The sequence below is a fragment of the Stenotrophomonas sp. Steno-Z1 genome (genome assembly GCF_056393175.1).
On record NZ_JBWJPB010000004.1, the window covers coordinates 290,668 to 314,091 of the forward strand.

Annotated in this window: 22 protein-coding genes and 2 tRNA genes; 10 read left to right on the forward strand and 14 right to left on the reverse strand. The window is 66.8% G+C overall.

Features of this window, described 5'->3' with window-relative positions; genetic code table 11:
* Nucleotide 1: 1 nt before the first annotated feature.
* On the reverse strand, nt 2-754 hold the full coding sequence (locus AC06FD_RS13640) for a DUF6776 family protein (RefSeq protein ID WP_259208959.1): 753 nt from the start codon (nt 752-754) through the stop codon (nt 2-4).
* Between the two features lie 181 nt (nt 755-935).
* On the opposite strand from AC06FD_RS13640, the gene AC06FD_RS13645 reads away from it, so the two are divergent.
* The 3 genes from AC06FD_RS13645 to AC06FD_RS13655 are packed head-to-tail and all read left to right on the forward strand — an operon-like array spanning nt 936 to nt 5,815.
* Entirely contained in the window at nt 936-1,565 is a 630-nt protein-coding gene (locus tag AC06FD_RS13645; RefSeq protein ID WP_259208957.1) for a DUF4126 domain-containing protein, read from the forward strand.
* Between the two features lie 45 nt (nt 1,566-1,610).
* Nucleotides 1,611-3,488: an EAL domain-containing protein gene (locus AC06FD_RS13650; RefSeq protein ID WP_478078105.1), complete on the forward strand. Its 1,878-nt coding sequence runs from the start codon at nt 1,611-1,613 to the stop codon at nt 3,486-3,488.
* Nucleotides 3,489-3,526: 38 nt separating this feature from the next.
* Complete coding sequence (locus AC06FD_RS13655) at nt 3,527-5,815, forward strand: ATP-binding protein (protein ID WP_478078137.1); 2,289 nt, start codon at nt 3,527-3,529, stop codon at nt 5,813-5,815.
* A 1-nt stretch (nt 5,816) separates the two neighbouring features.
* On the opposite strand, the gene bfr is transcribed toward AC06FD_RS13655, so the two are convergent.
* From bfr to AC06FD_RS13670, 3 genes are all read right to left on the reverse strand, one after another.
* A complete protein-coding gene (gene bfr / locus AC06FD_RS13660) occupies nt 5,817-6,287 on the reverse strand; it encodes a bacterioferritin (protein WP_259208955.1) in 471 nt (156 codons plus the stop codon).
* Between the two features lie 94 nt (nt 6,288-6,381).
* Nucleotides 6,382-6,591 (reverse strand): (2Fe-2S)-binding protein, encoded by a 210-nt coding sequence (locus tag AC06FD_RS13665; RefSeq protein WP_038685797.1) that lies wholly within the window; start codon nt 6,589-6,591, stop codon nt 6,382-6,384.
* A gap of 186 nt (nt 6,592-6,777) precedes the next feature.
* Entirely contained in the window at nt 6,778-7,407 is a 630-nt protein-coding gene (locus AC06FD_RS13670; protein WP_259208952.1) for an RNA pyrophosphohydrolase, read from the reverse strand.
* 120 nt (nt 7,408-7,527) lie between these two features.
* Between AC06FD_RS13670 and AC06FD_RS13675 the strand changes: the two genes are divergently transcribed.
* Both AC06FD_RS13675 and AC06FD_RS13680 read left to right on the forward strand, forming a co-directional pair.
* A tRNA-Met gene (locus AC06FD_RS13675) sits at nt 7,528-7,604 on the forward strand.
* Nucleotides 7,605-7,654: 50 nt separating this feature from the next.
* A tRNA-Gln gene (locus AC06FD_RS13680) sits at nt 7,655-7,729 on the forward strand.
* A 1,304-nt stretch (nt 7,730-9,033) separates the two neighbouring features.
* Here the strand turns inward: AC06FD_RS13680 and rpsI are convergent.
* A complete protein-coding gene (gene rpsI / locus AC06FD_RS13685) occupies nt 9,034-9,426 on the reverse strand; it encodes a 30S ribosomal protein S9 (protein ID WP_017354549.1) in 393 nt (130 codons plus the stop codon).
* A 2-nt stretch (nt 9,427-9,428) separates the two neighbouring features.
* Nucleotides 9,429-9,857: a 50S ribosomal protein L13 gene (rplM, locus tag AC06FD_RS13690; RefSeq protein WP_017354548.1), complete on the reverse strand. Its 429-nt coding sequence runs from the start codon at nt 9,855-9,857 to the stop codon at nt 9,429-9,431.
* A gap of 181 nt (nt 9,858-10,038) precedes the next feature.
* On the opposite strand from rplM, the gene coq7 reads away from it, so the two are divergent.
* Nucleotides 10,039-10,683, forward strand: a complete 645-nt coding sequence (gene coq7 / locus AC06FD_RS13695) for a 2-polyprenyl-3-methyl-6-methoxy-1,4-benzoquinone monooxygenase (protein ID WP_478078106.1) — start codon at nt 10,039-10,041, stop codon at nt 10,681-10,683.
* A 197-nt stretch (nt 10,684-10,880) separates the two neighbouring features.
* Here the strand turns inward: coq7 and speD are convergent, their stop codons facing one another.
* Entirely contained in the window at nt 10,881-11,675 is a 795-nt protein-coding gene (speD, locus tag AC06FD_RS13700; RefSeq protein WP_019185315.1) for an adenosylmethionine decarboxylase, read from the reverse strand.
* A 147-nt stretch (nt 11,676-11,822) separates the two neighbouring features.
* Between speD and crp the strand changes: the two genes are divergently transcribed.
* Nucleotides 11,823-12,512 (forward strand): cAMP-activated global transcriptional regulator CRP, encoded by a 690-nt coding sequence (crp, locus tag AC06FD_RS13705; protein WP_256776562.1) that lies wholly within the window; start codon nt 11,823-11,825, stop codon nt 12,510-12,512.
* Between the two features lie 132 nt (nt 12,513-12,644).
* On the forward strand, nt 12,645-13,406 hold the full coding sequence (locus AC06FD_RS13710) for a sulfite exporter TauE/SafE family protein (protein WP_394164004.1): 762 nt from the start codon (nt 12,645-12,647) through the stop codon (nt 13,404-13,406).
* Between the two features lie 54 nt (nt 13,407-13,460).
* Here the strand turns inward: AC06FD_RS13710 and AC06FD_RS13715 are convergent, their stop codons facing one another.
* The 7 genes from AC06FD_RS13715 to AC06FD_RS13745 all read right to left on the reverse strand — a co-directional run bounded on the left by AC06FD_RS13715 (nt 13,461) and on the right by AC06FD_RS13745 (nt 21,538).
* Complete coding sequence (locus AC06FD_RS13715) at nt 13,461-14,177, reverse strand: haloacid dehalogenase-like hydrolase (RefSeq protein WP_259208942.1); 717 nt, start codon at nt 14,175-14,177, stop codon at nt 13,461-13,463.
* Nucleotides 14,174-14,968 carry an indole-3-glycerol phosphate synthase TrpC gene (gene trpC, locus AC06FD_RS13720; protein ID WP_259208940.1) on the reverse strand — a complete coding sequence of 265 codons (795 nt, stop codon included), beginning with the start codon at nt 14,966-14,968 and terminating at the stop codon, nt 14,174-14,176. Before trpC ends, AC06FD_RS13715 begins: the two co-directional genes overlap by 4 nt.
* 64 nt (nt 14,969-15,032) lie before the next feature.
* Complete coding sequence (gene trpD / locus AC06FD_RS13725; RefSeq protein ID WP_259208938.1) at nt 15,033-16,070, reverse strand: anthranilate phosphoribosyltransferase; 1,038 nt, start codon at nt 16,068-16,070, stop codon at nt 15,033-15,035.
* A gap of 35 nt (nt 16,071-16,105) precedes the next feature.
* Nucleotides 16,106-16,684, reverse strand: a complete 579-nt coding sequence (locus AC06FD_RS13730; protein WP_478078107.1) for an anthranilate synthase component II — start codon at nt 16,682-16,684, stop codon at nt 16,106-16,108.
* 2 nt (nt 16,685-16,686) lie between these two features.
* On the reverse strand, nt 16,687-17,469 hold the full coding sequence (locus AC06FD_RS13735) for an SIMPL domain-containing protein (protein ID WP_394164002.1): 783 nt from the start codon (nt 17,467-17,469) through the stop codon (nt 16,687-16,689).
* A 60-nt stretch (nt 17,470-17,529) separates the two neighbouring features.
* Nucleotides 17,530-19,005, reverse strand: a complete 1,476-nt coding sequence (gene trpE / locus AC06FD_RS13740; protein ID WP_478078108.1) for an anthranilate synthase component I — start codon at nt 19,003-19,005, stop codon at nt 17,530-17,532.
* Nucleotides 19,006-19,183: 178 nt separating this feature from the next.
* Nucleotides 19,184-21,538 carry a Tle-like phospholipase domain-containing protein gene (locus AC06FD_RS13745; protein WP_478078109.1) on the reverse strand — a complete coding sequence of 785 codons (2,355 nt, stop codon included), beginning with the start codon at nt 21,536-21,538 and terminating at the stop codon, nt 19,184-19,186.
* Between the two features lie 105 nt (nt 21,539-21,643).
* On the opposite strand from AC06FD_RS13745, the gene AC06FD_RS13750 reads away from it, so the two are divergent.
* Both AC06FD_RS13750 and AC06FD_RS13755 read left to right on the forward strand, forming a co-directional pair.
* A complete protein-coding gene (locus AC06FD_RS13750; protein ID WP_478078110.1) occupies nt 21,644-22,510 on the forward strand; it encodes an ankyrin repeat domain-containing protein in 867 nt (288 codons plus the stop codon).
* Nucleotides 22,511-22,545: 35 nt separating this feature from the next.
* Entirely contained in the window at nt 22,546-23,394 is an 849-nt protein-coding gene (locus tag AC06FD_RS13755; RefSeq protein WP_478078111.1) for an ankyrin repeat domain-containing protein, read from the forward strand.
* Nucleotides 23,395-23,424 lie beyond the last annotated feature (30 nt).

Here is a 23,424-nt window from a genome sequence, read left to right on the forward strand (position 1 = left end):
CTTACTCCCCTTCTTTTGCCGATGGTGCAGCCGGTGCGCCGGCCTGCTTCCAATCAAAAACCTGGGTGGCGCCCCCCGCGCCCGATCCCAGCGTGACCCGCACACGTTGCGGGGTGAAGTCTTTCGGCAGGATGATGCTGCCGGTGAGCTGCTGGAAGTACCGGAAGGAATACTCCTGGCCCGGCACCTTGGTGCGCTGGTGCAGCTCGTCCCAGCTGACCGAGGTCAGCTTGCCGTCCTTGACGCCTTCGACGGTGAAACGCATCTGCCCCTGGCTGATGGCGCCCCGGTTGAGGTTCTGGGTGAGCACCACGGCGTACTGCCAGGTGCCCCCGGTCTCCGGCGAAAACTCCACCGAATGGGTGTTCAGGCCCTTGCGCTGGCTGGTCGCCCCGACCAGCCGCTCGTAGAAGGCCACGTCGGCACGCAGGCCGGCGATTTCCTCGTCGCGCTCGCCCAGCGAGGTCTGCACTTCATTGTTGGCCGCGCGGCTGATCCGGTCGGAGGCCTGCAGCGTGGCCTGGCGCTGCTGCAGTTCGACCACCTGCTTGTTCAGGGTCTCGGCGCGGGCCTGGGCGGCCGCCAGCTGCTGGCCCACGTCACCGCCCGGGCCGGCGGTCCAACGACCGACCAGCACCGCCACGATGAGCGTGAGCAGCCACGCCCCGGCCAGGAGGGCCAGACGGCGGCGATCCTGCACGGGCGGCGTGCCGGGGCGGCGGATCTGGATACGTGAGGGTGACGGGTGGTTCATGGCGGTTGTCCGCGGCAGCGCAGGGCGCTACCGGCACGGCCCCTGTCGGAACGAGCGACTGGCTAGTGTAAATCAGGGGGGAGGGATTTCACGCGCCGGGCAGGGTGGCCGGCGGTGGCGTTCATTGACGTCATCCCCGATAGTGTGGGCCTGTGCACACTTTGCAGGCGGAGCCCGTCCCATGACCGAAGCCCATCTGTTCGTCATCGGCATCCTGCTGGCCTGGCTGGCCGGGATCCGCGTGTACCTGACCGTATTCGGCGTGGGCCTGGCCGGGCTGCTTGGCTGGGTCGACCTGCCGCCGGCGCTGCAGGCCACCGAGTCGTGGTGGGTGCTGGGCACCTCCGCGGCGCTGGCGATCGCCGAGTTCTTTGCCGACAAGATCCCCGGGGTCGACTCGGCCTGGGACCTGGTGCAGACCCTGGCGCGGGTCCCGGCCGGTGCGTTCCTGGCCGCCGCCACGCTGTCGCCCAGTGGCGAACTCAGCGGCACCGCCTTGGTCGCCGGCGCCGGCGTGGCGCTGGCCAGCCATGGATTGAAGTCCGGCACCCGCGCCCTGCTCAACACCTCGCCCGAACCGGCCAGCAACTGGATGGCCTCGGCGGCCGAGGACACCGTGGTGGTCGGCGGCCTTGCGCTGGCACTGGCGCACCCGTGGCTGGCGCTGGTGGTGGTGGTCGGCTGCAGCCTGGCCGGCGCGCTGGTGGTGTGGCTGGTCTGGCGCACGTTGTGGAAGGGCATGCGCTGGCTGCTGGGCCAGGCCACCGAACGATCCGCCGCGCTGTCGAACCGCGACGTGTTGCCACCGTAAGCAGCGACATGCACGGCATAATTGCGCCGCAGACTGGGAGTACTGATGGCCGTCACCGAAAACGTTGTTGCATCCACCCGCGTCATCCGCGCTGAAACGCCGCCGGCCGATCACTGGCAGCGTTGGGTCGGCGCGACCGCGCCTGCCGTGGCCCCCAGCAACGTGGTGCCGCTGACTGCTGCCCTGGCCGCCGCACCGGCCCCGCCGCCGATGCCGGTGCCGCCGCCGCTGGAATCGGGCCAACACGACGAGGCCGCACCGCCGCTGGCGCTGGACGCGCCCTACCGGGTGCTGATCGTCGAGGACGACCGCTCGCAGGCCCTGTTCGCGCAGAGCGTGCTGCATGGCGCCGGCATGGAAGCGATCGTGCACAGCGACGCCGAAGGCGTGCAGCAGGCGATCGCCGACAACCGCCCCGACCTGATCCTGATGGACCTGCACCTGCCCGGCCTGGATGGCATGCGCCTGACCGCGCTGATCCGCCAGCAGCCCGGCCAGCAGCTGCTGCCGATCGTCTTCCTCAGCGGCGACCCGGACCCGGAACGCCAGTTTGAAGTCCTCGACAGCGGTGCCGACGATTTCCTCAGCAAGCCGATCCGCCCGCGCCACCTGATCGCCGCGGTCTCCAACCGGATCCGCCGCGCGCGCGCCCAGGCCGCCTCGCAACCGGGCGCGCAGGGTGCCCCGGCGATGAACAATCCCGAGACCGGCCTGCCCACCCGCCACCATGTCATGCAGCAGCTCGCCGCCTCGCTCGCCCATCGCGACCAGGGCGGGCTGTTCTTCATCGAAGTGGCCAGCGCCCTGGGCCTGCGTGAGCGCTACGGCTATGCCGCCTTCGAGCGCCTGATGGTGCAGGCCGCGCAACGCCTCGCCGACAGCGCCCAGCCGCACCTGCTGGCCCGCCTCAACGACAACAGCTTCCTGGTCCTGGCCCGCGGCATCGACGAAGAGAGCCTGGACGTGCTCGCGCAGAACCTGCGCGAGCAGTTGTCCGCGCGCGCCTTCGTGATCCGCGACGACGAATCGGTGCACCTGCGCGGCGTGGTCGGCCATGCCCAGCTGTCGCTGGGCTTCAGCGATGCCGGCGCGGCACTGGAAGCGGTCGAACGCACCACCCTGCAGGCCCGCCTGCTCAGCGCCGGCGTGGCCGCGCACGTGCGCCGCGAAGACATCGCCGCGCAGGAACACCTGGCCTTGCTCGACGGCCAGCTGGAACTGGCCTACCAGCCCATCGTCGCCGTTGCCGGCGGCGACAGCGCGCAGTACCAGGTGCTGCTGCGGCTGCGCCAGGCCGATGGCAGCGTGCTCGCCGCCGGCCAGGTGATTCCCGCCGCCGAAGCGGCCGGGCGCATCGCCGACCTCGACCAGCAGGTGATGGACCATGCCCTGGGCCTGCTGGACCTGTACCGCCATGCCACCCAGCCGCTGAGCCTGTTCGTGTCGCAGTCGCTGCGCACGCTGGCCCGCGACGCCTTCGCCGACTGGCTGCTGGAATCACTGGCCCGTCGCCAGATCGCCGGCAGCGCGCTGGTGATCGATGTGCGCCTGCCCGACGCACTCATCCACACCGTCACCCTGCAACAGTTCTGCACGCGCATGAGCGCGGCCGGCGTGCGCTTCTGCCTGAGCCAGTTCGAGCCCGGCAGCGAAGCCAATGCGCTGCTCACCCAGTTGCCGCTCAGCCATGTGCGCATGGCCGCGCGCTTCTCCAGCAGCCATGCCAACCAGCGCACCCGCGACGAACTGCGCGCGGCGATCGAGCACGCGCACCGCGCCGGGTTGCTCATCATCGGCCAGCAGATCGAAGATCCGCAGGCCGCCGCGGCCATGTGGATGGGCGGCGTCGACTTCATCCAGGGCAACATGGTGCAGTCCGCGGGCAGTGAACTGAACTTCGACTTCCACAACGCGGTGTTGTGAGCATGACGGCCCACGGACGGGTTCCCCGCGCACTCTGGCTGGCGGCCACGGCCGCTGCCGTCGGCGCCACGGCGGCCAGCATGGCCGCGCTCGGCAGCCGTGGGCCATGGCCGGCCATCGCTGCCGGCGCGGCCGTGCTGGCGGTCATCGCCAGCCTGTCCTGCGTGCAGCACTGGCGCGACACCCAGCAACGGCTGCAGCAGTTGCAGCGGCGCGGCGACGCACTGGCACGCGAACGCGACCAGCTGCAGCACGCCGTGCAGCAGCAGGACGCGCTCGAGCAGGAACTGCTGCAGGCCAAACAGGCCGCCGAGGCCGCGGCACTGGCCAAGGGCGAGTTCCTGGCCACGATGAGCCACGAGATCCGCACCCCGCTCAACGGCATCCTGCCGATGCTGGACCTGATCGCCGGCGGCCAGCTCGGCAACGACCAGCGGCAGATGCTGCAGACCGCCACGGTCAGCTCGCAGCAGTTGCTGCGCATCGTCGATGACATCCTCGATTACTCCCGTCTGGAGGCCAAGGGCCTGGACCTGGAGATCACCACCTTCAACCTGCGCGAACTGCTCGAAGGCCTGGTCCAGCTCATGCAGCGCACCGCCGATCCCAAAGCGCTGAAGCTGTCGTTGGAACTGGACCCGGCGGTCCGCCTGTCGGTGCGCGGCGATCCGGTGCGGTTGCGCCAGGTGCTGGGCAACCTGCTGGTCAACGCGATCAAGTTCACCGAACGCGGCCAGATCCGCGTGCGCGTGCAGCGCCAGGGCGAGACCAATGCCCAGCACCAGCTTCGCTTCGAGGTGATCGACAGCGGCATCGGCATCGACGCGGCCCTGCAATCGCGCCTGTTCCAGTCCTTCAGCCAGGCCGACGCCTCCACCACCCGCATCTACGGCGGCACCGGGCTGGGGCTGGCCATCTGCAAGCGCATCATCGACCTGATGCACGGGCGCATCGGCGTCAGCTCGACCCCGGGCCAGGGCGCCACGTTCTGGTTCGAGATCCCCCTGCTGAAGGTGATCGGCGACCTGCCCGCGCCCGGCAACGGCGCCACCCGCGCCCTGCTGGTCAGCACCGATGCGGTGCTGGCCGCGCGCCTGGAGCGCGTACTGGACCACCACGACGTGCGCCTGCACGTGGTCGACAGCGCGTCGGCCGCGCTGGACATCCTGCGCGCGCCGCAGCGGCCCGGCATCGAGCCCGCCCTGGCCTGGGTGATCGCCGACACCGACGCGCTGCGCCACGGTGCCACCGCACTGCATCGGGCGGTCCTGCGCGATGGACGCGACCCCGCGCCCAAGCTGCTGTGGCTGCAGGGCAAGGAGCCGCTGGCCGCGCTGCTGCTGGACGATGCGCTGCAGTTGCCGCGCGACGCGGCCGATGGCGAGCTGCACGCCCTGCTGCGCCCCACCACCGCCACGGCCCGGCCAGCACCGCTGCTGGCCGAAGCCGATGCCACCCGGCCGGCGCCGTCGCCGCACCTGGGGTTGCGCGTGCTGCTGGTGGAAGACAACAGCGTCAACCTGGCCGTCGCCCAGCGCCTGCTGCAGGTCCTCGGCTGCAACGTGGTCACCGCCCATGACGGTGAACAGGCGCTGCAGTACCTGGACCGCCACCCGGTCGACCTGGTCTTGATGGATTGCCAGATGCCGGTGCTGGATGGCTACCAGGCCACGCGGCGCTGGCGTGCGCAGGAGGGCCAGGCCGGTGCCGAACGCCTGCCGGTGGTGGCGATGACCGCCAACGCCATGGCCGGCGATCGCGAGCGCTGTCTGCAGGCGGGCATGGACGACTACCTGTCCAAGCCGGTCAACCGCGCCTCGCTGCAGGCCTGCCTGCAACGCTGGCAGGGCCAGGCGCCGTCCGCGCGCGTCCCGCTGCAGGCGTTGCGCGAGCCGGAACCGGCCGAGATCGCCTCCAGCCTGGCCGCGCTGGGGCTGGCGGGCGTCCCCGACAACGGCGACGAGCCGCTGCCGGTACTCGACAGCAGCGTGCTGGATGAATTGCTCGAGGTGATCGGCGCGCAGACCGCGCACATCATCGGCGTGTTCCTGGACGACACCCCGGCGCTGATCCAGCAGTTGCAGGACGCCTCGGTGGCCGCCGACCTGGACCAGCTGCGCGCCATCGCGCACAGCCTCAAGTCGGCCAGCGCCAATGTCGGGGCCATCGCCCTGTCGGCGGCCGCCCGCCGGATCGAACATGACGCGCGCGCCGGCACCCTGGAGCGCCCCGCCGTGGCGGTGGCGCTGCTCATCGCCGAATTCGCGCGTGCGCGGATCGCGCTGGCCGGGTATCAGAACGGCCTGCGCGCCCCGCTGCAGGGCTGACTCAGTCGTCCAGCTTGGTCAGCAGGTAGTTCGGCTCGCTGATGCGTTCGATGAGCTCGAGCTGGGTTTCCAGCCAATCGATGTGCTCTTCTTCGGAATCCAGGATCTTCACGAACAGCTGGCGGCTCACGTAGTCGCCCACGGAGTCGGCATACGACACCGCGTCGCGCAGGGTGACCACACCGTCGCGCTCGAGTGCCAGATCGCACTGCAGGATCTCGGTGGGGTTTTCGCCGATGCGCAGCTTGCCCAGCGCCTGGAAGTTGGGCAGGCCTTCGAGGAAGAGGATGCGATCGGACAGCATGTCCGCATGCTTCATTTCTTCGATCGACTCTTTGTACTCGTGGTCGGCCAGTTCCTTCAGGCCCCAGTTCTTCAGCATCTTGGCGTGCAGGAAGTACTGGTTGATCGCGGTCAGCTCGTTGTAGAGGACCTTGTTGAGGAATTCGATGACTTTGGCGTCGCCCTTCATGAGCTGCTCCTGCTGCGTGTGAACGCGCGCACTGTAGCGCTTCGAGCCGGACGATGAGGGAACGCGAATCACGCGCAGCTGCGCGTGCGGTGCCTCAGGCGACCTGGGCCAGGCCCAGCACGGGCAGCGGCAGATCGTGGGTGGCGCTGAACTTGGCAAGCAGGTCGGCCGCCATGTCCAGGCAGGAGCCGCAGGTGGCGCCGCAGCCGGTGCGCATGGTCAGTTCGGACACGCTGGCGACACCACTCTGCGCGGCTTCGCGGATCTGGTGGTCGGTAACCCCGTTGCAGATGCAGACGTACACGTGCGGACTCGGCAGACAGGCCCGGATCGGCCTGCGGCTATTCCAATCGAAACGAGAATGGTTGTCAATTTCGTATCTGAATCATTCTCGATACGGTTCAGCGAGTCGGCCCTTGCGGTCCGCAGAACGCTGCAGGCCGTCGCCCGGACGGGCCCACGGAGCCACGACCTGGGTCGTGGCGCCGTCTCAGGGGGTACCCGGCTCGGCCTTGGCCTTCTTCGGCCAGTAGCCCCGCTTGGGCGGCGGCGTGCTGCGCTTGCGCGGCCGATCGTGCCCGGCCGTGTTGCCGGGCATCCAGGCCTCCTGGGCGGACTTGGGCATCGACTCCACCCCGGCCCCCGCCACGCCCCGCGCCAACGGCGCCAAGTGGCGCAGCGCGCGTGCATAGACGCCCCGCTTGAACATGACCACGTGTTCGACCGGGTACCAGAAATCCACCCAGCGCCACTGGTCGAACTCCGGGCTGTCGGTGTGGTCCAGCGTCACATGGGATTCGTCGCCCGCCAGGCGCAGCAGGAACCAGACCTGCTTCTGGCCGATGCAGACCTGCTTCTCATTGCGACGGATGGCCCGTGCCGGCAGCCGATAGCGAAGCCAACCCGGCGTGGCCCCGAGCACTTCAACGTGCTCAGGCAACAACCCGGTTTCTTCGTGCAACTCGCGATACATGGCTTCGACAGGCGTCTCATCGGTATTCATGCCGCCCTGCGGGAACTGCCAGCCATCCCGGCGCACACGACGTGCCCAGAACACCTGCCCATCCTCCCGCATCAGCACAATGCCGACGTTCGGTCGATAGCCGTCCGGATCGATCACGATGCGGACTCCTAGAAAAATCTACTGGTTGGGACTGTGACACGCCGGCAGGCCACTCACAAGCGCGATGAAAAAGTGTTGACAGATCCCGGATACATCTCCAGAATTACCGGCTCCCTAGGCTATGTAGCTCAGCCGGTTAGAGCACAGCACTCATAATGCTGGGGTCGGTGGTTCGAGTCCACCCATAGCCACCAAGTTCTGCTTGGTTTTGTAGGGAAAAAGTGCAATACTTGCACGCATATATTGCCCCGTCGCCAAGCGGTAAGGCACCTGACTCTGACTCAGGCATTCGGTGGTTCGAATCCATCCGGGGCAGCCAAATAAAACAAAAGGCCTGATCGAAAGATCAGGCCTTTTGTTTTATTTGGCGCAATGAACTGGGGACATAGCGCCCAGCACCCCGACCTTGCCCAGCCAGGCTGGGATCCGCGTCATCCACCTCCTCATATCCCCGCGCCCGTCGGAACGCGCCCTTGGACTGCAAGGGGTGTTTCGCGTGATGGGGCGCGAGGGCGCCGAGTGCCGTTGGTGCCGGCGGGCGGGTCGATGGCGTTCGCCATCGCCGGCGGGGACGCGCCGCGATTGACAGGCGATGACGCCTATGTGGTCGGGGATCCGGTGATCAACGAACGCGATCGCGGTCACGACCACCGCAGGCGACGCCATCGGCTCGCGGATGGTGACGTGGTTGCCGGCCAGCGGCCGGCACTGATTCACAGCTCCCAGGTGCTGGACCCGTCCTGCCTCGCACGCCCCCTGCGCACCCGCCAGCGGCTGGGGGTCGGCGTGGGCGGGTTGGCGGGACCCCCGAGCCGCATAGGTGCGGCGACGGAGCTTGCAGGGGTGACGGCGCCTTGCCTGCGAGGCGCGACCTCGCAAGCGCCCGAACGCCCAGCTGCCAGCGGCTGGCCGGGCTGCGGAGCGGGACTTGTCGGGTGTACCGGCTATTGACCCGCGTCGATCCGGCAGGACTGATGCGGGGAGCAGACGCTTTGGCCATGGCTGCTGCGCTGTGTCTTGCGGCGCAGCCGAGCATGGCTCGGCTCTACCTTTCTGCGCGTGCCGTGTAGCCGAGCATGGCTCGGCTCTACCTTTCTGCCCGTGCCGTGCAGCCGGGCGTGGCTCGGCTCTACCTTTCTGCGCGTGCCGTGTAGCCGAGCATGGCTCGGCTCTACCTTTCTGCGCGTGCCGTGTAGCCGAGCATGGCTCGGCTCTACCTTTCTGCGCGTGCCGTGCAGCCGAGCATGGCTCGGCTCTACCTTTCTGCCCGTGCCGTGTAGCCGAGCGTGGCTCGGCTCTACCTTTCTACGCGTGCCGTGTAGCCGAGCGTGGCTCGGCTCTACCTTTCTGCGCGTGCCGTGCAGCCGGGCATGGCTCGGCTCTACCTGTCTGCGCGTGCCGTGTAACCGGGCATGGCTCGGCTCTAGCTGTCTGCGCGTGCTGTGCAGCCGAGCGTGGCTCGGCTCTACCTTTCTGCGCGTGCCGTGCAGCCGAGCATGGCTCGGCTCTACCCATGTGCTCTGCCTTGGGCACCGGTCCACAAACGACAAAAGCCCGGCCGAGGCCGGGCTTTTGCTGTCCTCCCAGCGGGACCCCGAGGGATCCCACGCCAGGCGCGATGGATCAGCGCTTGGAGAACTGGGTGGCGCGACGCGCCTTGTGCAGGCCGACCTTCTTACGCTCGACTTCACGGGCGTCACGGGTCATGAAGCCAGCCTTGCGCAGCTCGGACTTCAGGGTTTCGTCGTACTCGACCAGCGCGCGGGCGATGCCCAGGCGGATCGCACCGGCCTGACCGGTGGTACCACCGCCAGCGGCGGTGACCATGATGTCGAAGCTTTCGGTGTTCTTGGTCAGTTCCAGCGGCTGACGCACGATCATGCGTGCAGTCTCACGGCCAAAGAACTCGTCCAGCGGACGGCCATTGACGGTGATGTTGCCGGCGCCCTTGCGCAGGAACACGCGGGCGGTGGAGGACTTGCGGCGGCCGGTGCCGTAGTTTTGCGTGATAGCCATGATTAGATATCCAGAACCTGAGGCTGCTGAGCGGCGTGCGGGTGCTCGGAACCCGAGTACACCTTGAGCTTGCGGTACATGGCGCGGCCCAGCGGGCCCTTCGGCAGCATGCCCTTGACGGCGGTCTCGATGACGCGCTCCGGGTGGCGCTCAAGCGCCTGGGCCAGAGTTTCGGTCTTCAGGTTGCCGATGTAGCCAGTGAAGCGGTGGTACAGCTTGTCCTGCAGCTTGTTGCCGGTGACGGCAATCTTTTCTGCATTGATGACAACCAGGTAATCACCGGTATCAACGTGAGGGGTGTAGACCGGCTTGTGCTTGCCGCGCAGACGGCGGGCCAGCTCGGTGGACAGACGGCCCAGCGTCTTGCCGGAAGCGTCGACGAGATACCAGTCGCGCTGGACGGTCTCGGACTTTGCAGTGAAAGTGCTCATGAAAGAACTCAAGTAGGTCGGGCTCATTGCGGCGCTGAACGGCCGGAACTCTGCCACGCGTTGTGAAGAGGCGGGATTGTACTGGCCATGCCACCCACATGCAAGTCGCCCGCTGCCATGGCTTGGCACACCGGCGCCAGGGGGCGAGAATCGACGATCCCCCGCCGTAACCGCCGCCCCCATGACCGCGACCCGCCAGATCACCCCGCTCGATCACCTGCTGACCGAAGCCCAGCGCGCCCTGGACACGGTGTTCGGCAACCCGCCGGCCAGCCGCCCCTACCCCGCCGAGGCCACCCCGGACGTGCAGATGGGCCGTGCGGAGCGCCGCCACGCGGCCGGGCTGATGCGGATCAACCACGTCGGCGAGGTCTGCGCCCAGGGCCTGTATTTCGGCCAGGCCGCGGTCGCCCGGGAAGCGGCGACCCGTGCCCACCTGCTGGAGGCGGCCCAGGAAGAGACCGACCACCTGGCGTGGTGCGCCCGGCGCCTGGGCGAGCTGGACAGCCGACCGAGCCTGTTCAACCCCCTCTGGTATGCCGGCAGCTACACCATCGGCACCCTGGCTGGCCTGCGCGGCGACGGCTGGAACCTCGGGTTCGTGGTCGAAACCGAGCGCCAGGTCGAAGCCCACCTGGACGAACACCTGGGCACCCTGCCCCCGGCCGACCTGCGCAGCCGCGAGATCCTCAAGGTGATGAAGATCGACGAAGCCCGCCATGCCGACCACGCCGAGCATGCCGGCGCACGCAAGCTGCCGTTCCCGATCCCATCGGTGATGGCACTGGCCTCGGCGGTGATGAAGGGCATCGCCTACCGCGTGTAAGCGCGGCTGGCTGGCCCGGCGGGCCGCCTCCGGACCCGGAACGTGAACACGACAACGGCCCGGTGTCTTCACACCGAGCCGTTGTTGATCTGCGTCCGTGGAACCGTCAATTGCGCAAACCGCAGGTTCCACAGGCAGGACGCTTCCGTCCTGCGCGGCACCGCCACCGGTTGCCCGGGGCGGCTGTCGTCACCGCATTACTCGGCCAGGTTGCGCCCGTGGAACAGCTCTTCGATCTCACGACGCAGCAGCGCCTCGATCTTCATGCGTTCCTTGAACGACAGGTTCTTGGCCTTCTCTTCGAACAGGTACTGGTCCAGGTCGAAGTCCTTCAGGTGCATCTTCGTGTGGAAGATATTTTCCTGATAGACGTTGACGTCGAACATCTCGTAACGCGACTTGATGTTCTTGGCCAAGAAGTTCTGGATCGAGTTGATCTTGTGATCGATGTAGTGCTTCTTGCCCTTCACGTCACGGGTGAAACCACGCACGCGGTAGTCCATGATCACGATGTCCGATTCCAGACTCTCGATCAGGTAGTTCAGCGCTTTCAGCGGCGAAATGACGCCACAGGTGGCCACGTCGATGTCGGCGCGGAAGGTGGCGATGCCTTCCTGCGGGTGCGTTTCCGGATAGGTGTGCACGGTGATGTGCGACTTGTCCATGTGCGCGACCACGGCGTCGGAGATGAGCTCCTTGCCGGCCTGCTTCTTGTCGATCACCGGTTCTTCAGAGATCAGGATCGTCACCGAGGCACCCTGCGGATCGTAATCCTGGCGCGCCACGTTGAGGATGTTGGCGCCGATGATCTCGGCGACATCGGTCAAGATCTGAGTAAGCCTATCGGCGTTGTACTCTTCATCAATGTATTCGATGTAGCGCTGACGCTCCTCTTCGGTGCGCGCGTAACACACGTCATAGATGTTGAAGCTCAGCGCCTTGGTGAGGTTGTTGAAACCCTGCAACCTCAGGCGAGGCAACGGCTTGACCACGGCGGTCGATCCTGTGTGTGGTGGGAAAGGCGCAATTATGGGGCAAAGTGATCGGGGGCGAAACTTGCATCGAAAGGAATAGGTGTGCTGTGTTTGCCCTTCACAAACCGGATCGTTAAGCTCGCGGGACATAGCCGTGAATTGTTCATGAGCAAAGGGAGCGCCTCAAACGTGTCAACTGTGCGCCTTGCCACAAGTCCACTGGCCCTGGATATCGCCACCATCGACCGTTTCCTGGCCCACAGCCATCGCCGCCGCTACCCCGCGCGCACCGATGTGTTCCGCCCCGGGGATCCCGCCGGCACCCTTTATTACGTGATCAGTGGCTCGGTCTCTATAATTGCTGAGGAAGAGGACGACCGCGAGCTGGTCCTCGGCTACTTCGGTTCAGGTGAATTCGTCGGCGAAATGGGGCTGTTCGTCGAATCCGACCGCCGTGAGGTGATCCTGCGCACCCGCACCCCGTGCGAGCTGGCCGAGATCAGCTACGAGCGCCTCCACCAGCTGTTCCTCGGCCCGCTGTCGGCCGATGCCCCTCGCCTGCTGTACGCGCTGGGTCAGCAGATCTCCAAGCGGTTGCTGGACACCAGCAGGAAAGCCAGCCGCCTGGCCTTCCTGGACGTCACCGATCGTATCGTGCGCACCCTTCACGACCTGTCCCGCGAGCCGGAGGCCATGAGCCACCCGCAGGGCACCCAGCTGCGCGTCTCGCGCCAGGAACTGGCCCGGCTGGTCGGCTGCTCGCGGGAAATGGCCGGCCGCGTGCTGAAGAAGCTGCAGACCGACGGGCTCCTTCACGCCCGCGGCAAGACCGTGGTCCTGTACGGCACCCGCTGATCCGCAGGGCCGGCCATTGGTCGGCTTCCAGGGTCCCGCCCGGCATGCCACCGGGCCAATGCCGCCAGCCGCCAGCCAGCCGCCAGCACCCCCCAGGCCGCCATTTCACCCATTTGCCGCTAGGCTGTTGCCATGGAACTGGGCAGCGAATTCTATTGGTTCATCCTGATCGGCCTGGGCGCGCAGCTGGTTGATGGCGCGCTGGGCATGGCCTTCGGGCTGGTGTCGTCCTCGGTCCTGCTCAGCATGGGCCTGCCGCCGGCAGCGGTGAGCGCCAGCATCCACACCGCCGAGGTGTTCACCACCGGCGCCTCGGGCGTCTCCCACCTGGTGGCCGGCAATGTCGACCGCCGCCTGTTCCTGCGCCTGGCCCTGCCCGGTGCGGTGGGCGGCGTGGTGGGCGCCTACGTGCTGACCCAGCTGCCCGGGGACGTCATTCGCCCCTTCATCTATTGCTACCTGCTGGTGCTGGCGATCTTCATCCTGCTGCGCGCGGCCGGGCGGCTGATGCCGGCCCAGGAAGTGAAGCGGGTGCCGGTGCTGGGGTTCGTGGCCGGGCTGCTGGATGCCAGCGGTGGCGGCGGCTGGGGCCCGGTGGCCACCTCCACCCTGCTCGCCCGCGGCGGCCAGGCCCGCACCACCATCGGCACGGTCAACGCGGCCGAGTTCGTGGTCACCCTGGCCGTGTCGATCACCTTCCTGCTGTCGATGGGCCTGCAGTACCTGAACATCGTGGCCGGGCTGATGATCGGCGGCATGATGGCCGCGCCGGTCGCCGCGCTGCTGGTCAAGCGGGTCAAGGAGCGTTGGGTGCTGGTGGCCGTGGGCGTCCTGGTGCTGGCGATCAGCCTGTTCCAGATCGGCCATGCGCTGGTGCAGTGGCGCGCGGCCTGAGCCGGTTGCGTCATCCCGGCGGGACGACGCGAGACGCATCATCGATCGCGTCGCTCAGACCGGATCGCCGGCCCGGTCGAGGCAACCCCAATTGAGCACCGGCGTGCCCGGTGGCAGCACCTGGCGGAAGTGGGCCACCCGCGAGGCCTTCGGATTGACCACCACCGGCGCCTTGGCGGCCAGCAGCAGCGGCAGGTCGGCGCTGCTGTCGGAATAGGCGATGGCGATCTCGCCGTAACCGCGCTCGCGCAGCATGCGCATCTTCTCTTCGTTGTGGCAGTGCCGGGTGGCGATCACCGCGCCCAGGAACGGGCCGACCTCGGTACCGATCACCGGCACGCCCTGGTGGGCCACGAAGGTGAGGATCGCCCGGGCCAGCTCCGGCGGCGCCCCGGTGGCGACCACCACGCGGTCGCCCTGCGCCCGGTGCTGGGCGAACACGTCCAGCGCCACCGGCAGCAGCCGGCGGCGGATGTCGGCCTCGTGGGTGAGCACGTAGCGGTCGATGGCCTTGTTGAGGTCACGCGCGCGGTGCAGGCCGAAGGTGGCGATCCACACATAGCCGGAGATACCGCGGCGGCGGGTGGGCAGCAACGCCACCAGCGGGCCGAGGACCGGGGTGGCCAGCAGCGCGGCGAGCAGGCGCAGCGGGTTGCGCTTGATCAGCCAAGCGAACAGATGGCTGCCCGAGTCGCCGTCATAGAGCGTGTGATCGAAATCGAAGACCACCAGCGGGGCGTCGTCGCGCGGCGTTGGGTAGATCGCAGTCATGCGCTGAAGAATAGCTGACGCAGGCCCTCGCCGGGCTCCTCCACGCGCATGAAGGCCTCCCCGACCAGGAAGGCGTGCACGCCGGCGCTGCGCATCCGGGCCACGTCGTCCGCATCGACGATGCCGCTTTCGGTCACCAGCAGGCGGTCGCGGGGCACGGCCTGGCGCATGTCCAGGGTGGTCTGCAGCGACACCTCGAAGGTGCGCAGGTTGCGGTTGTTGATGCCGATCAGCGGCACCGGCACCTGGATGGCGCGCTCGAGCTCGTCGATGTCGTGCACTTCCACCAGCACGTCCATGCCCAGCTGCATGGCCAGGTCGGACAGCTCGGCCAGCTGGCGGTCGCTGAGTGCGGCCACGATCAGCAGGATGCAGTCGGCGCCGAGCACGCGCGCTTCATACACCTGGTAGGGATCGATCACGAAGTCCTTGCGCAGCACCGGCAGCGTGCACGCGTCGCGGGCCTGCTGCAGGTAGGCGTCGCTGCCCTGGAAGAAATCGATGTCGGTCAGCACCGACAGGCAGCTGGCGCCGCCGAATTCGTAACTCACCGCGATGTCGGCCGGGTGGAAGTCGGCACGGATCACGCCCTTGGACGGGCTGGCCTTCTTCACCTCGGCGATCACCGCCGGGTTGCCGGCCGCGATCGAGGCGCGCAGCGCATCGGCAAAGCCCCGCACCGGAGGCGCCTGCACGAGGCGGTCGATCAGGACCTGCAGCGGCACGTCGGCGCGCCGGGCGGCGACTTCTTCGGCCTTGCGGGCCAGGATGGTGTCGAGGATGTCGCTCATGTCGGTCGGGTCCTTCAGGCCGGCCATTATCGGCCAGCCGCGGGTGAAGCGTGAAATCGCCGGCTCAGCTGCCGGCGGCGATGCGCTGGGTGGCGGCCACGTACTGCGCCATGCGCGCGCGCGCGCCGCCGTCGGCAATGGCCGCGCGGGCGCGGGCCAGGCCATCGGCGATGCTGTCGGCCACGCCGGCCACGTACAGCGCCGCGCCGGCGTTGAGGGCCACGATGTCCAGCGCCGGGCCGGGCTGGTTGTCGAGCACCCCACGCAGCATCGCGATGGATTCCTCGGGGTTGGCCACCTTGAGGTTGCGACTGGCCGACATGGCGATCCCGAAGTCCTCCGGGTGGATTTCGTACTCGCGCACCTTGCCGTCGCGCAGCTCGCCCACCAGGGTGCCGGCGCCGAGCGAGATCTCGTCCATGTTGTCGCGCCCCCACACCACCAGCGCGCGCTCGGCGCCCAGTTCGCGCAGCACGCGCGCCTGGATGCCGACCAGGTCCGGGTGGAACACGCCCATCAGCACGTTGGTGGCGCCCACCGGGTTGGTCAGCGGGCCGAGGATGTTGAAGATGGTGCGCACGCCCATCTCGCGGCGGACCGGAGCGACCACCTTCATCGCCGGGTGATGCATCGGCGCGAACATGAAGCCGATCCCGGTCTCGGTGATCGCCCGCGCCACCTGTTCCGGGCGCAGGTCGATGACCGCCCCCAATGCCTCCACCGCATCGGCGCTGCCGGACTTGGAGGACACGCTGCGGTTGCCATGCTTGGCTACCTTGGCCCCCGCCGCGGCCACCACGAACATCGCGCAGGTGGAAATATTGAAGGTATGCGAGCCGTCGCCACCGGTGCCGACGATGTCGACCAGATGGGCCTTGTCCTCGACCGGCACCGCCAGCGCCAGCTCACGCATCACCGTGGCCGCACCGGCGATCTCGCCCACGGTTTCCTTCTTGACCCGCAGGCCGGTGAGGATCGCGGCGGTCATTACCGGCGACACCTCGCCGCGCATCACCTGGCGCATCAGGTCGACCATTTCGTCGAAGAAGATCTCGCGGTGCTCGATGGTGCGCTGCAGGGCTTCCTGGGGGGAGAAGGTCATGCGGGGGGTCCTTTGCGATGCGGGTGCGGCGCCGATCAGCGCTGCAGGAAGTTCTTCAGCAGGGCGTGGCCGTGCTCGGTGAGGATCGATTCGGGATGGAACTGCACGCCTTCGACCGGGTACTCGCGATGGCGAAGGCCCATGATTTCTTCGATGGTGCCGTCCGCGTTCTCGGTCCAGGCGGTCACTTCCAGGCACGCCGGCAGCGTGGTCTTGTCCACCACCAGCGAGTGGTAACGCGTGGCCTGGTAGCGGTCCGGCAGGCCGGCGAAGACGCCCTTGCCTTCATGCCGTATCGCCGAGGTCTTGCCGTGCATGATGGTGCCCGCGCGGATCACATCGCCGCCGTAGACCTGGCCGATGCCCTGGTGGCCCAGGCACACGCCGAGGATGGGCGTGCTCGGGCCGAGCCGGCGGATCAGCTCCAGCGACACGCCCGCTTCGTTGGGCGTGCACGGGCCGGGCGAGATCACGATGCGCTCGGGGGCGAGCGCGGCGATCTCGTCGACGCTCAGGGCGTCGTTGCGCACCACTTTTACCTCGGCGCCGAGCGTCTGCACGTACTGCACGAGGTTGTAGGTGAAGCTGTCGTAGTTGTCGAGCATCAACAACATGGTCAGGGTCCGTCTTGGATGAGGAAAATGGCGTACACGTTTTCGGTGTACGTGATGGGTGCAGCCGTCAGCAGCTCGCCAGCCGACGGCGCGCGGCGCGTCCCGGTCACGACCATCTTGTCCAGCGTTGCGCTTTCTCCGCCGTCGCCGAAGCGATCCCGACCGGGCGTGCCCCAGGTACCGGCCTGCACGCCATAAGCGAAGTTCGGTGCGACGTCGGAAATGCTGTACAGGCCGGTGATCTTCGTGCCGTATGCGCCCGCCAGGCCCTTGGCCGATTCGCGCGTCTGCGCGGCGGCCTCGGCCTTGAGTTCGCCACGCAGGCGGCTTTCACCCGAATACGTGGGCTCAGCGGTACTGACCTGCACTTCGCGGCTGGCCTTCAGATCGCCGAGGAAGGCTTTCAGCGCCTGCGCGTCGGGGAATTCGGCCTTCAGGTCGCGCCGGGCGGCGGTGCCGTTGAACACTTCCTCATCGTTGCGATAGCGCGTGGACGGGGCAATGCTCAGGTTGTCAGCGCGCACGGTGCCGTCGATGGCGCCGTGCTGGGCGAACAACTGCAGCACGCGTTCGGCGTTGGCCTGCACGCGGGCGCGGGCGGTCTCGGTCTGCATGTCGACCGATTCCAGCGCCACCTTTACCGTGAAGCGGTCCGGCATCACCGTGCGCGTGGCGCTGCCCTTGACCAGCAGGTGCGGCTGCGAGGGGATGGTATTGGCCTGGCCCCACGCGGGTGCGACAGCGGCCAACGTGGTCGACAACAGCAATGCGCTCAGCAGCTTCATGCGGTATTCCTTGTCTGGGTGGTGCAGCGAACGCCGTGGCACGCGCCACGGCAGGAAAACTCACAGGCCCTTGGCCGCCTGGGCGACGGCACGGAACAACGCGCGGCCCTTGTTCATCGTCTCGTCCCATTCCTTGCCCGGATCGGAGTCGTAGACGATGCCGGCACCGGCCTGCACGTGCAGACGGCCGTCCTTGATGACGGCGGTGCGGATGGCGATCGCGGTATCGGCATCGCCATGCCAGCCGATGTAGCCGATGCTGCCGGCGTAGACGTTGCGCTTGATCGGCTCCAGCTCGCGGATCACTTCCAGCGCGCGGATCTTCGGCGCGCCGCTGACGGTGCCGGCCGGGAACGTCGCGCGCAGCACGTCGGCATAACTCAGGCCGGGCTGCAGTTGCCCGGTCACTTCGCTGACGATGTGCATGACGTGGCTGTAGCGTTCGATCACGAACTGTTCGCCCACTTCCACCGTGCCCGCCTTGGACACGCGACCGGCGTCATTGCGCCCGAGGTCGATCAGCATCAGGTGCTCGGCGCGCTCCTTGGGATCGGCCAGCAGTTCGGCTTCCAGCGCGTTGTCCTCTTCCACCGTCGCCCCGCGCGGGCGGGTGCCGGCGATCGGGCGCACGGTGACTTCCCCGTCCTGCAGGCGCACCAGGATTTCCGGCGAGGAGCCGACCACCTGCACATCGCCGGTATCCAGGAAATACATGTATGGCGAGGGGTTCAGGGCGCGCAGGGCGCGGTACACATCCACCGGGCGCGCCTTGAACGGCACGCTCAGGCGCTGGCTCAGCACCACCTGGAAGATGTCGCCGGCGCGGATGTATTCCTTGGACTTGTCGACCGCGGCGATGAAGCCCTCGCGGGTGAAGCCGGAGACGAAGTCGTTCTCGTCCAGCACGTCGCGGGTGATCGGCGCGGGGTAGCCGGCACCCGGTGCCCGCAGCTTGGCCACCAGTGCGTCCAGCTTGGCCTGGGCTTGGTCCCACGCCCCGTATTCACCAGGGTCGGCGTGCACGATCAGGTACAGGCGGCCCTTGAGGTTGTCGAACACCGCCAGTTCTTCGGAGTGCAGCAGCAGGATGTCCGGCGTGCCCAGCTCGTCGCGGCCACGCGGCGGCGCCAGGCGCGGCTCGATGTAGCCGATGCACTCGAACCCGAACCAGCCCACCAGGCCGCCGGTAAAGCCGGGCAGACCGGCCAGCTTGGGCACCGAGTGGGCGCTGCGCAGCGCCTCGACCTCGGCGAACGGGTCGGCCACGTCACGGGTCTCCACCACCTGGCCGGACTCGCTGACGGTCAGCGTATGGCCGTGGAAGGCATACACCCGGCGCGCCGGCAGGCCGATGATGGAATAGCGCCCGAAGCGTTCACCGCCCTCGACCGATTCAAACAGATAGGTATGTGGGCCGTCGGCGAGCTTCAGATAGACCGAAAGCGGCGTGTCCAGGTCGGACAGCACTTCGCGGACGACGGGGATGCGGGTGTGGCCTTCAGCGGCCTGCTGCTGGAACTGCTCGAACGTGATCAAGACGACTTTCCTTCCGGGAAACGGCGGTGGCGGGACGGACGACGGCAACAGGCCACCATCGCCACCAGCGGCGAGCGGAAGAAAGGGTATGCGGGGTCGTCAGAATGGACACCCGCTGACTGTACCGCACTGACCCGCGTGGGGAAACCCCGCCAGGCCCGGCGCGGCGGGCCCGCGCTCAGCCCATGGCGCGGCCGTCGGGCCGCTGCTCGGCCCCCATCTGCGGTCCATTGGCTGCCTGCGCGCGTTGCCGATCCACCTCGGCAGCCTGCTCGGTGCTCACGGCCAGAGGCTGCTGGCGGCCGCCAACCACATCGACATAGGCCGCATGCCGGTCCGGCGCGGCCAGGTCCAGGGTGTCCACCGCCGCGGCGAGGCGCTGGTCCTTGCTCAGCACCACCTGTGCGATCGACTGCAGCCCCTCCTGCTTGGCCTTGGCCGCCAGCGCGCCGGCCAACTGGTCGCTGTAGATATCCGGCGTATGCCCGACGCTGGCGTCGATCCCATGCACACCGGCCTGCGCCGCCTTGAACAGGTGGAAGTCGGCATTGGCCGGGTGGTTGATGCCGACCGCCGGCGCGTTGAGCGGCGGCGGCTCGGGCGTATCGCCTTCCTGCAGCCTGTCCTGGTCAGCGCGGAGCAGCGTGCGTGCAGCGGCCTCCTGCCGGGCGATTTCGGCGTCGAGGCTGGGGATGACGGTTTCGTCCATGCCGTGGCGCGCCATGGATTCGCCGAAGGACTTGCCGATCTTTCGCGCGAACTGCGCGGTGTCTTCCAGGTTCTTTACGTTCTCCGGCGCGACATAGGTCGGCGAGTGGCGCGCCGCCACGCTGGCCGTCGCTGCCACCAGCCCGGCAGTGCCTGCCATGACCGCAGGTGCATCCTCCGTAATGCCCCTGACCTTCTGACCTCCCCAGTGGTAGCCCTGTTCAACGAACGCCGCTGATCTGGCCGACGCGTCGCTCATTGCCTCTGACGCCGCCTCGCCCGTCCGCCTGATCGCCTCGGCACCACGACTGCCCGCCGCGCGGGTTTCTTCCGCCTGTGCCGCTCCGCGCTGCATCACCTGGTCAGCCTTCGCATCCTGGGACGCAGCGAACTGATCGGCCCCGTGCCGCAGGTGCTTCGCCGCCGCGTCCAGCCCGACCAGTTCAGCCCCTCTGGAGAGTGCTCCGGCGTACTTCCCGGCCAGGTAGCCGTCGACGCGATGGGCCGTGCTTTCCACCAGTGCCTTCAGCTCCTGCCCCTTCGCAATCACGGTGGCCGCGCCCTGCACGCCCACCCGCATGCTCTGGGACCCCATGTCCACCGCGTTGCCCGCCAGCACGCTCTGCACGCGCCCGGCCTGCACTGCCATGGCGCCGCTGCGCTCCATCGACGCGGCCACACCGGCACCCACGCGCTCAACGTGCTCGCCCAGCTGTCGCCCGCTACGCATCGCACGCGCGGCATCCACAAGGACATGGGACAACGGACCGGCAAGCTCGGCCACCTGGCTCGGCGACTCCACCCGTCTGCGGTCGACAACATTTCCCTCCGCATCCAGGGCCTTGGGATCCAGCAGAATCTCCATCTTGCCAGCCGCCACGGGCACGCTACGCAGGGCCTTCGCCCCCTCAGGGGTGGCCAACCGATCGATGAACTGCGCGGCGGCCGTCTGGGCACCGGCGGGGAGTGAAGCCTCCAGCTTTTCCTTGACGATCTCCTTCATCAAGGGCTCTCGCAACAGCATGCTGGTCTCGTTGACCACCACGCCAAAGTCGCGGCGCTGCTGATCGTTCAACCGCTGCCATCCGTTCTGCACGTCGTTGAGCACCTCGCCTGTGACTTGGTAAGTGCTCACCGTGCTCTGTGTATTGAACAGCGGTAGTCTCTTCTCACTTGCGTAGCGTGCAGCGGTGTCCGGGTGAAGACCGGCGGCGTTGAAGGTGGTGGCACGTACACCGGTGACCGCCGAACCAGCGGAGCCCAAGCCGCCACCGAGGGAGTGCCCGGCTATCTCGAACTTGCCTTTGGTAAATTCGTTGAGCAGCGAGGAGAGATCCATTGCTCGATCGTAGTATTCACTACGCTCACCAGAACCTTGCTGCCCGTTGTTGAGGAAGTCCTCACCACCGGATTCGCGCCGCCCGAGCGGTGCATTAGGATCAAGGATCATGCCCGTCGATCCCTTGAAGACTAAAACCGGCTTGGCATCTTCGCCAAAGATCTTAGGATCGGGCAGGTAGACCTCTGCTCGGAATCCAGATCGAGTTGGGCGCAAGGCGAGGAGAATTTTTTCATCACTAAGCTCAACACCCACCCTCCGAAGGCTTGCCGGATCCTCACTGGCACGTGTCCAACCGGGTGGACAGCCACCTTCACCCGCGGCAGCGCGGTAGACATCCGCACTAAGCCCAGCGACTTCTCGAGAGTAGTAAGTTTCCTGCAGCTTGAGTGCTTCAACGTGGTGCCCGCCCCTACGAAGTTGCTCAAGCAACTTGCTCTGCTCCTGCAGGGCCTGGATCTTTGTTTCTATCTGCGCTTCACTCATGGCAACTCCTTTGCGCTTCAATGACCCAACATCAGCATCAGGGCATTTATGGGCTTGTGGAAGACTCTGCTAATGTCCTCCCATGGCCCTACAGTAAAGAAAATCATGCGCGGACAACGTCAGATAATCCCTAATTACACTGCCATATTTGCGATCTGCGTCGCACTTTTGCTTGCAGTGGGATGTGCGCGTTCGTCCTCCCATGGAGCTGATCGCTACTTCAAGGGGAAGGCGCTCGAGCTGGCCATCGCCAGCGAGACTGGCGACGCCAGAGAGGTTCGCAGGCTCATCAATGAAGAGGGTGTCAATCCGGACATAGAATTCTCAGCGCGCGGCGGTATCCCCCTCGTTGCTTGGCCGCTGCGCGCGCAGAGCCTGGAGGGACTGCGCGCGATGCTCGAGAATGGTGCCAATCCAAATGCGCGTCGGGTAAGGCAACTGCAAGGAAAGCCATACCGTGACGACAACGCCCTGGTATATGCGGCCCAGATGGAAGATTCGCGTTACTTGGGTCTTCTTCTGGACCACGGCGGAGACCCCAATACCCGCAATGCAGACAACGAAACCCTGCTCTTCCAGGCCTTCATCAGCGGAAACCAATGGCAGAACGTCCAACGCCTGGTCGAGGGCGGCGCCGATGTGAACCTGGCGAACAGGTACCGGGATGACACCGTACTCAGCTGGTACACCAAGCGTGGCGGATTCAAACACGCCTACTGGCTGCTGGAACACGGGGCGGACCCCACCATCAAGGCAGGGCTGTTCAGCGATCCCGTCGAGTCACAGAGACAACTGATGGTCGAAGCGATCTACTGGGAAATCACTTCGCCGGACCTGCTGCCCTGGCAGAAAAAATGCCAAGAGTGGCTGATTGCACGCAACATCCCGCGGCCACCCATGCCCGAGCACATCCGCAGGAAGCGCGAGGCGTTCAAGTTCCCCAGCAAGGAAGAAGACATCCCACTGCTGTGACCCAGCCGCACCCTCCAAGGAAGGATCCCAGAACAATGCGCAGCATGCTCATTTACCTGTTGACGTTCACCCTTCTTGGCCCGCTGGCTGGGTGTACGTCATCCTCCTCGCATGGAGCTGATCGTTGCTTCGAGGGAAAGGCACTCGAGCTTGCCATCGCCAGCGAAACCGGCGACGCGAATGGGATTCGGCGGTTGATCAAGGAGGAGCGGGTCAATCCGGACGTCGAATTCTCAGCGCGCGATGGGATTCCCCTGGTGGCGTGGCCACTGCGCGCGGAACGTCTGGATGGTTTGCGCGCCCTTCTGGACAACGGTGCCGATCCCAATGCCCGCCAAGTGAGACGGATGAACGGCAGGGAGATCCATTTCAACAATGCGATGGTATATGCAGCGAAGATGAATGATCCGCGATTCCTGGACATGCTCCTGAAGCATGGCGGGGATCCGAACACACGAAATTCTGCAAATGAAACGCTGATGCTGCAGGCATTTTTGAGTGGAAATCAGTGGAAGAACATCCAGACGCTGGTGCAGCATGGCGCAAAAATCAACGCGTCCAGTCTAAGCAGGGGTGATGACACCGTGCTGAGCTGGTATACGGGCCGAGGCGGTTTCGATGCTGCCTATTGGCTGCTTCAGCATGGGGCTGACCCGACGATTTCGTCGCGCCCTCCGCCCGGGTCTGGCGCCGCGGCACGCCAGATGATGGTTGAAGACATCTACTGGGAAATCACCTCGCCCGACCTGCTGCCCTGGCAAAAAAAATGCCAGCAATGGCTGATCGCACGCAATATCCCGAGGCCGCCCATGCCCGAGCACATCCGCAGGAAGCGCGAAGCCTTCAAGCTCCCCAGCAAGGAAGAAGACATCCCGCTGCTGTGACCCAGCCGCACGCTTTCAAGGAAGGATCCC

Bases quoted from the DNA above. Each gene is read 5' to 3' on its own strand.
- AC06FD_RS13640 (WP_259208959.1), bottom strand. From the start codon at position 754: ATGAACCACCCGTCACCCTCACGTATCCAGATCCGCCGCCCCGGCACG.
- AC06FD_RS13645 (WP_259208957.1), top strand. From the start codon at position 936: ATGACCGAAGCCCATCTGTTCGTCATCGGCATCCTGCTGGCCTGGCTG.
- AC06FD_RS13650 (WP_478078105.1), top strand. From the start codon at position 1,611: ATGGCCGTCACCGAAAACGTTGTTGCATCCACCCGCGTCATCCGCGCT.
- bfr (WP_259208955.1), bottom strand. From the start codon at position 6,287: ATGAAGGGCGACGCCAAAGTCATCGAATTCCTCAACAAGGTCCTCTAC.
- rpsI (WP_017354549.1), bottom strand. From the start codon at position 9,426: ATGGCTATCACGCAAAACTACGGCACCGGCCGCCGCAAGTCCTCCACC.
- rplM (WP_017354548.1), bottom strand. From the start codon at position 9,857: ATGAGCACTTTCACTGCAAAGTCCGAGACCGTCCAGCGCGACTGGTAT.
- coq7 (WP_478078106.1), top strand. From the start codon at position 10,039: ATGACCGCGACCCGCCAGATCACCCCGCTCGATCACCTGCTGACCGAA.
- crp (WP_256776562.1), top strand. From the start codon at position 11,823: ATGAGCAAAGGGAGCGCCTCAAACGTGTCAACTGTGCGCCTTGCCACA.
- AC06FD_RS13710 (WP_394164004.1), top strand. From the start codon at position 12,645: ATGGAACTGGGCAGCGAATTCTATTGGTTCATCCTGATCGGCCTGGGC.
- AC06FD_RS13715 (WP_259208942.1), bottom strand. From the start codon at position 14,177: ATGACTGCGATCTACCCAACGCCGCGCGACGACGCCCCGCTGGTGGTC.
- trpC (WP_259208940.1), bottom strand. From the start codon at position 14,968: ATGAGCGACATCCTCGACACCATCCTGGCCCGCAAGGCCGAAGAAGTC.
- trpD (WP_259208938.1), bottom strand. From the start codon at position 16,070: ATGACCTTCTCCCCCCAGGAAGCCCTGCAGCGCACCATCGAGCACCGC.
- AC06FD_RS13730 (WP_478078107.1), bottom strand. From the start codon at position 16,684: ATGTTGTTGATGCTCGACAACTACGACAGCTTCACCTACAACCTCGTG.
- AC06FD_RS13735 (WP_394164002.1), bottom strand. From the start codon at position 17,469: ATGAAGCTGCTGAGCGCATTGCTGTTGTCGACCACGTTGGCCGCTGTC.
- AC06FD_RS13745 (WP_478078109.1), bottom strand. From the start codon at position 21,538: ATGAGTGAAGCGCAGATAGAAACAAAGATCCAGGCCCTGCAGGAGCAG.
- AC06FD_RS13750 (WP_478078110.1), top strand. From the start codon at position 21,644: ATGCGCGGACAACGTCAGATAATCCCTAATTACACTGCCATATTTGCG.
- AC06FD_RS13755 (WP_478078111.1), top strand. From the start codon at position 22,546: ATGCGCAGCATGCTCATTTACCTGTTGACGTTCACCCTTCTTGGCCCG.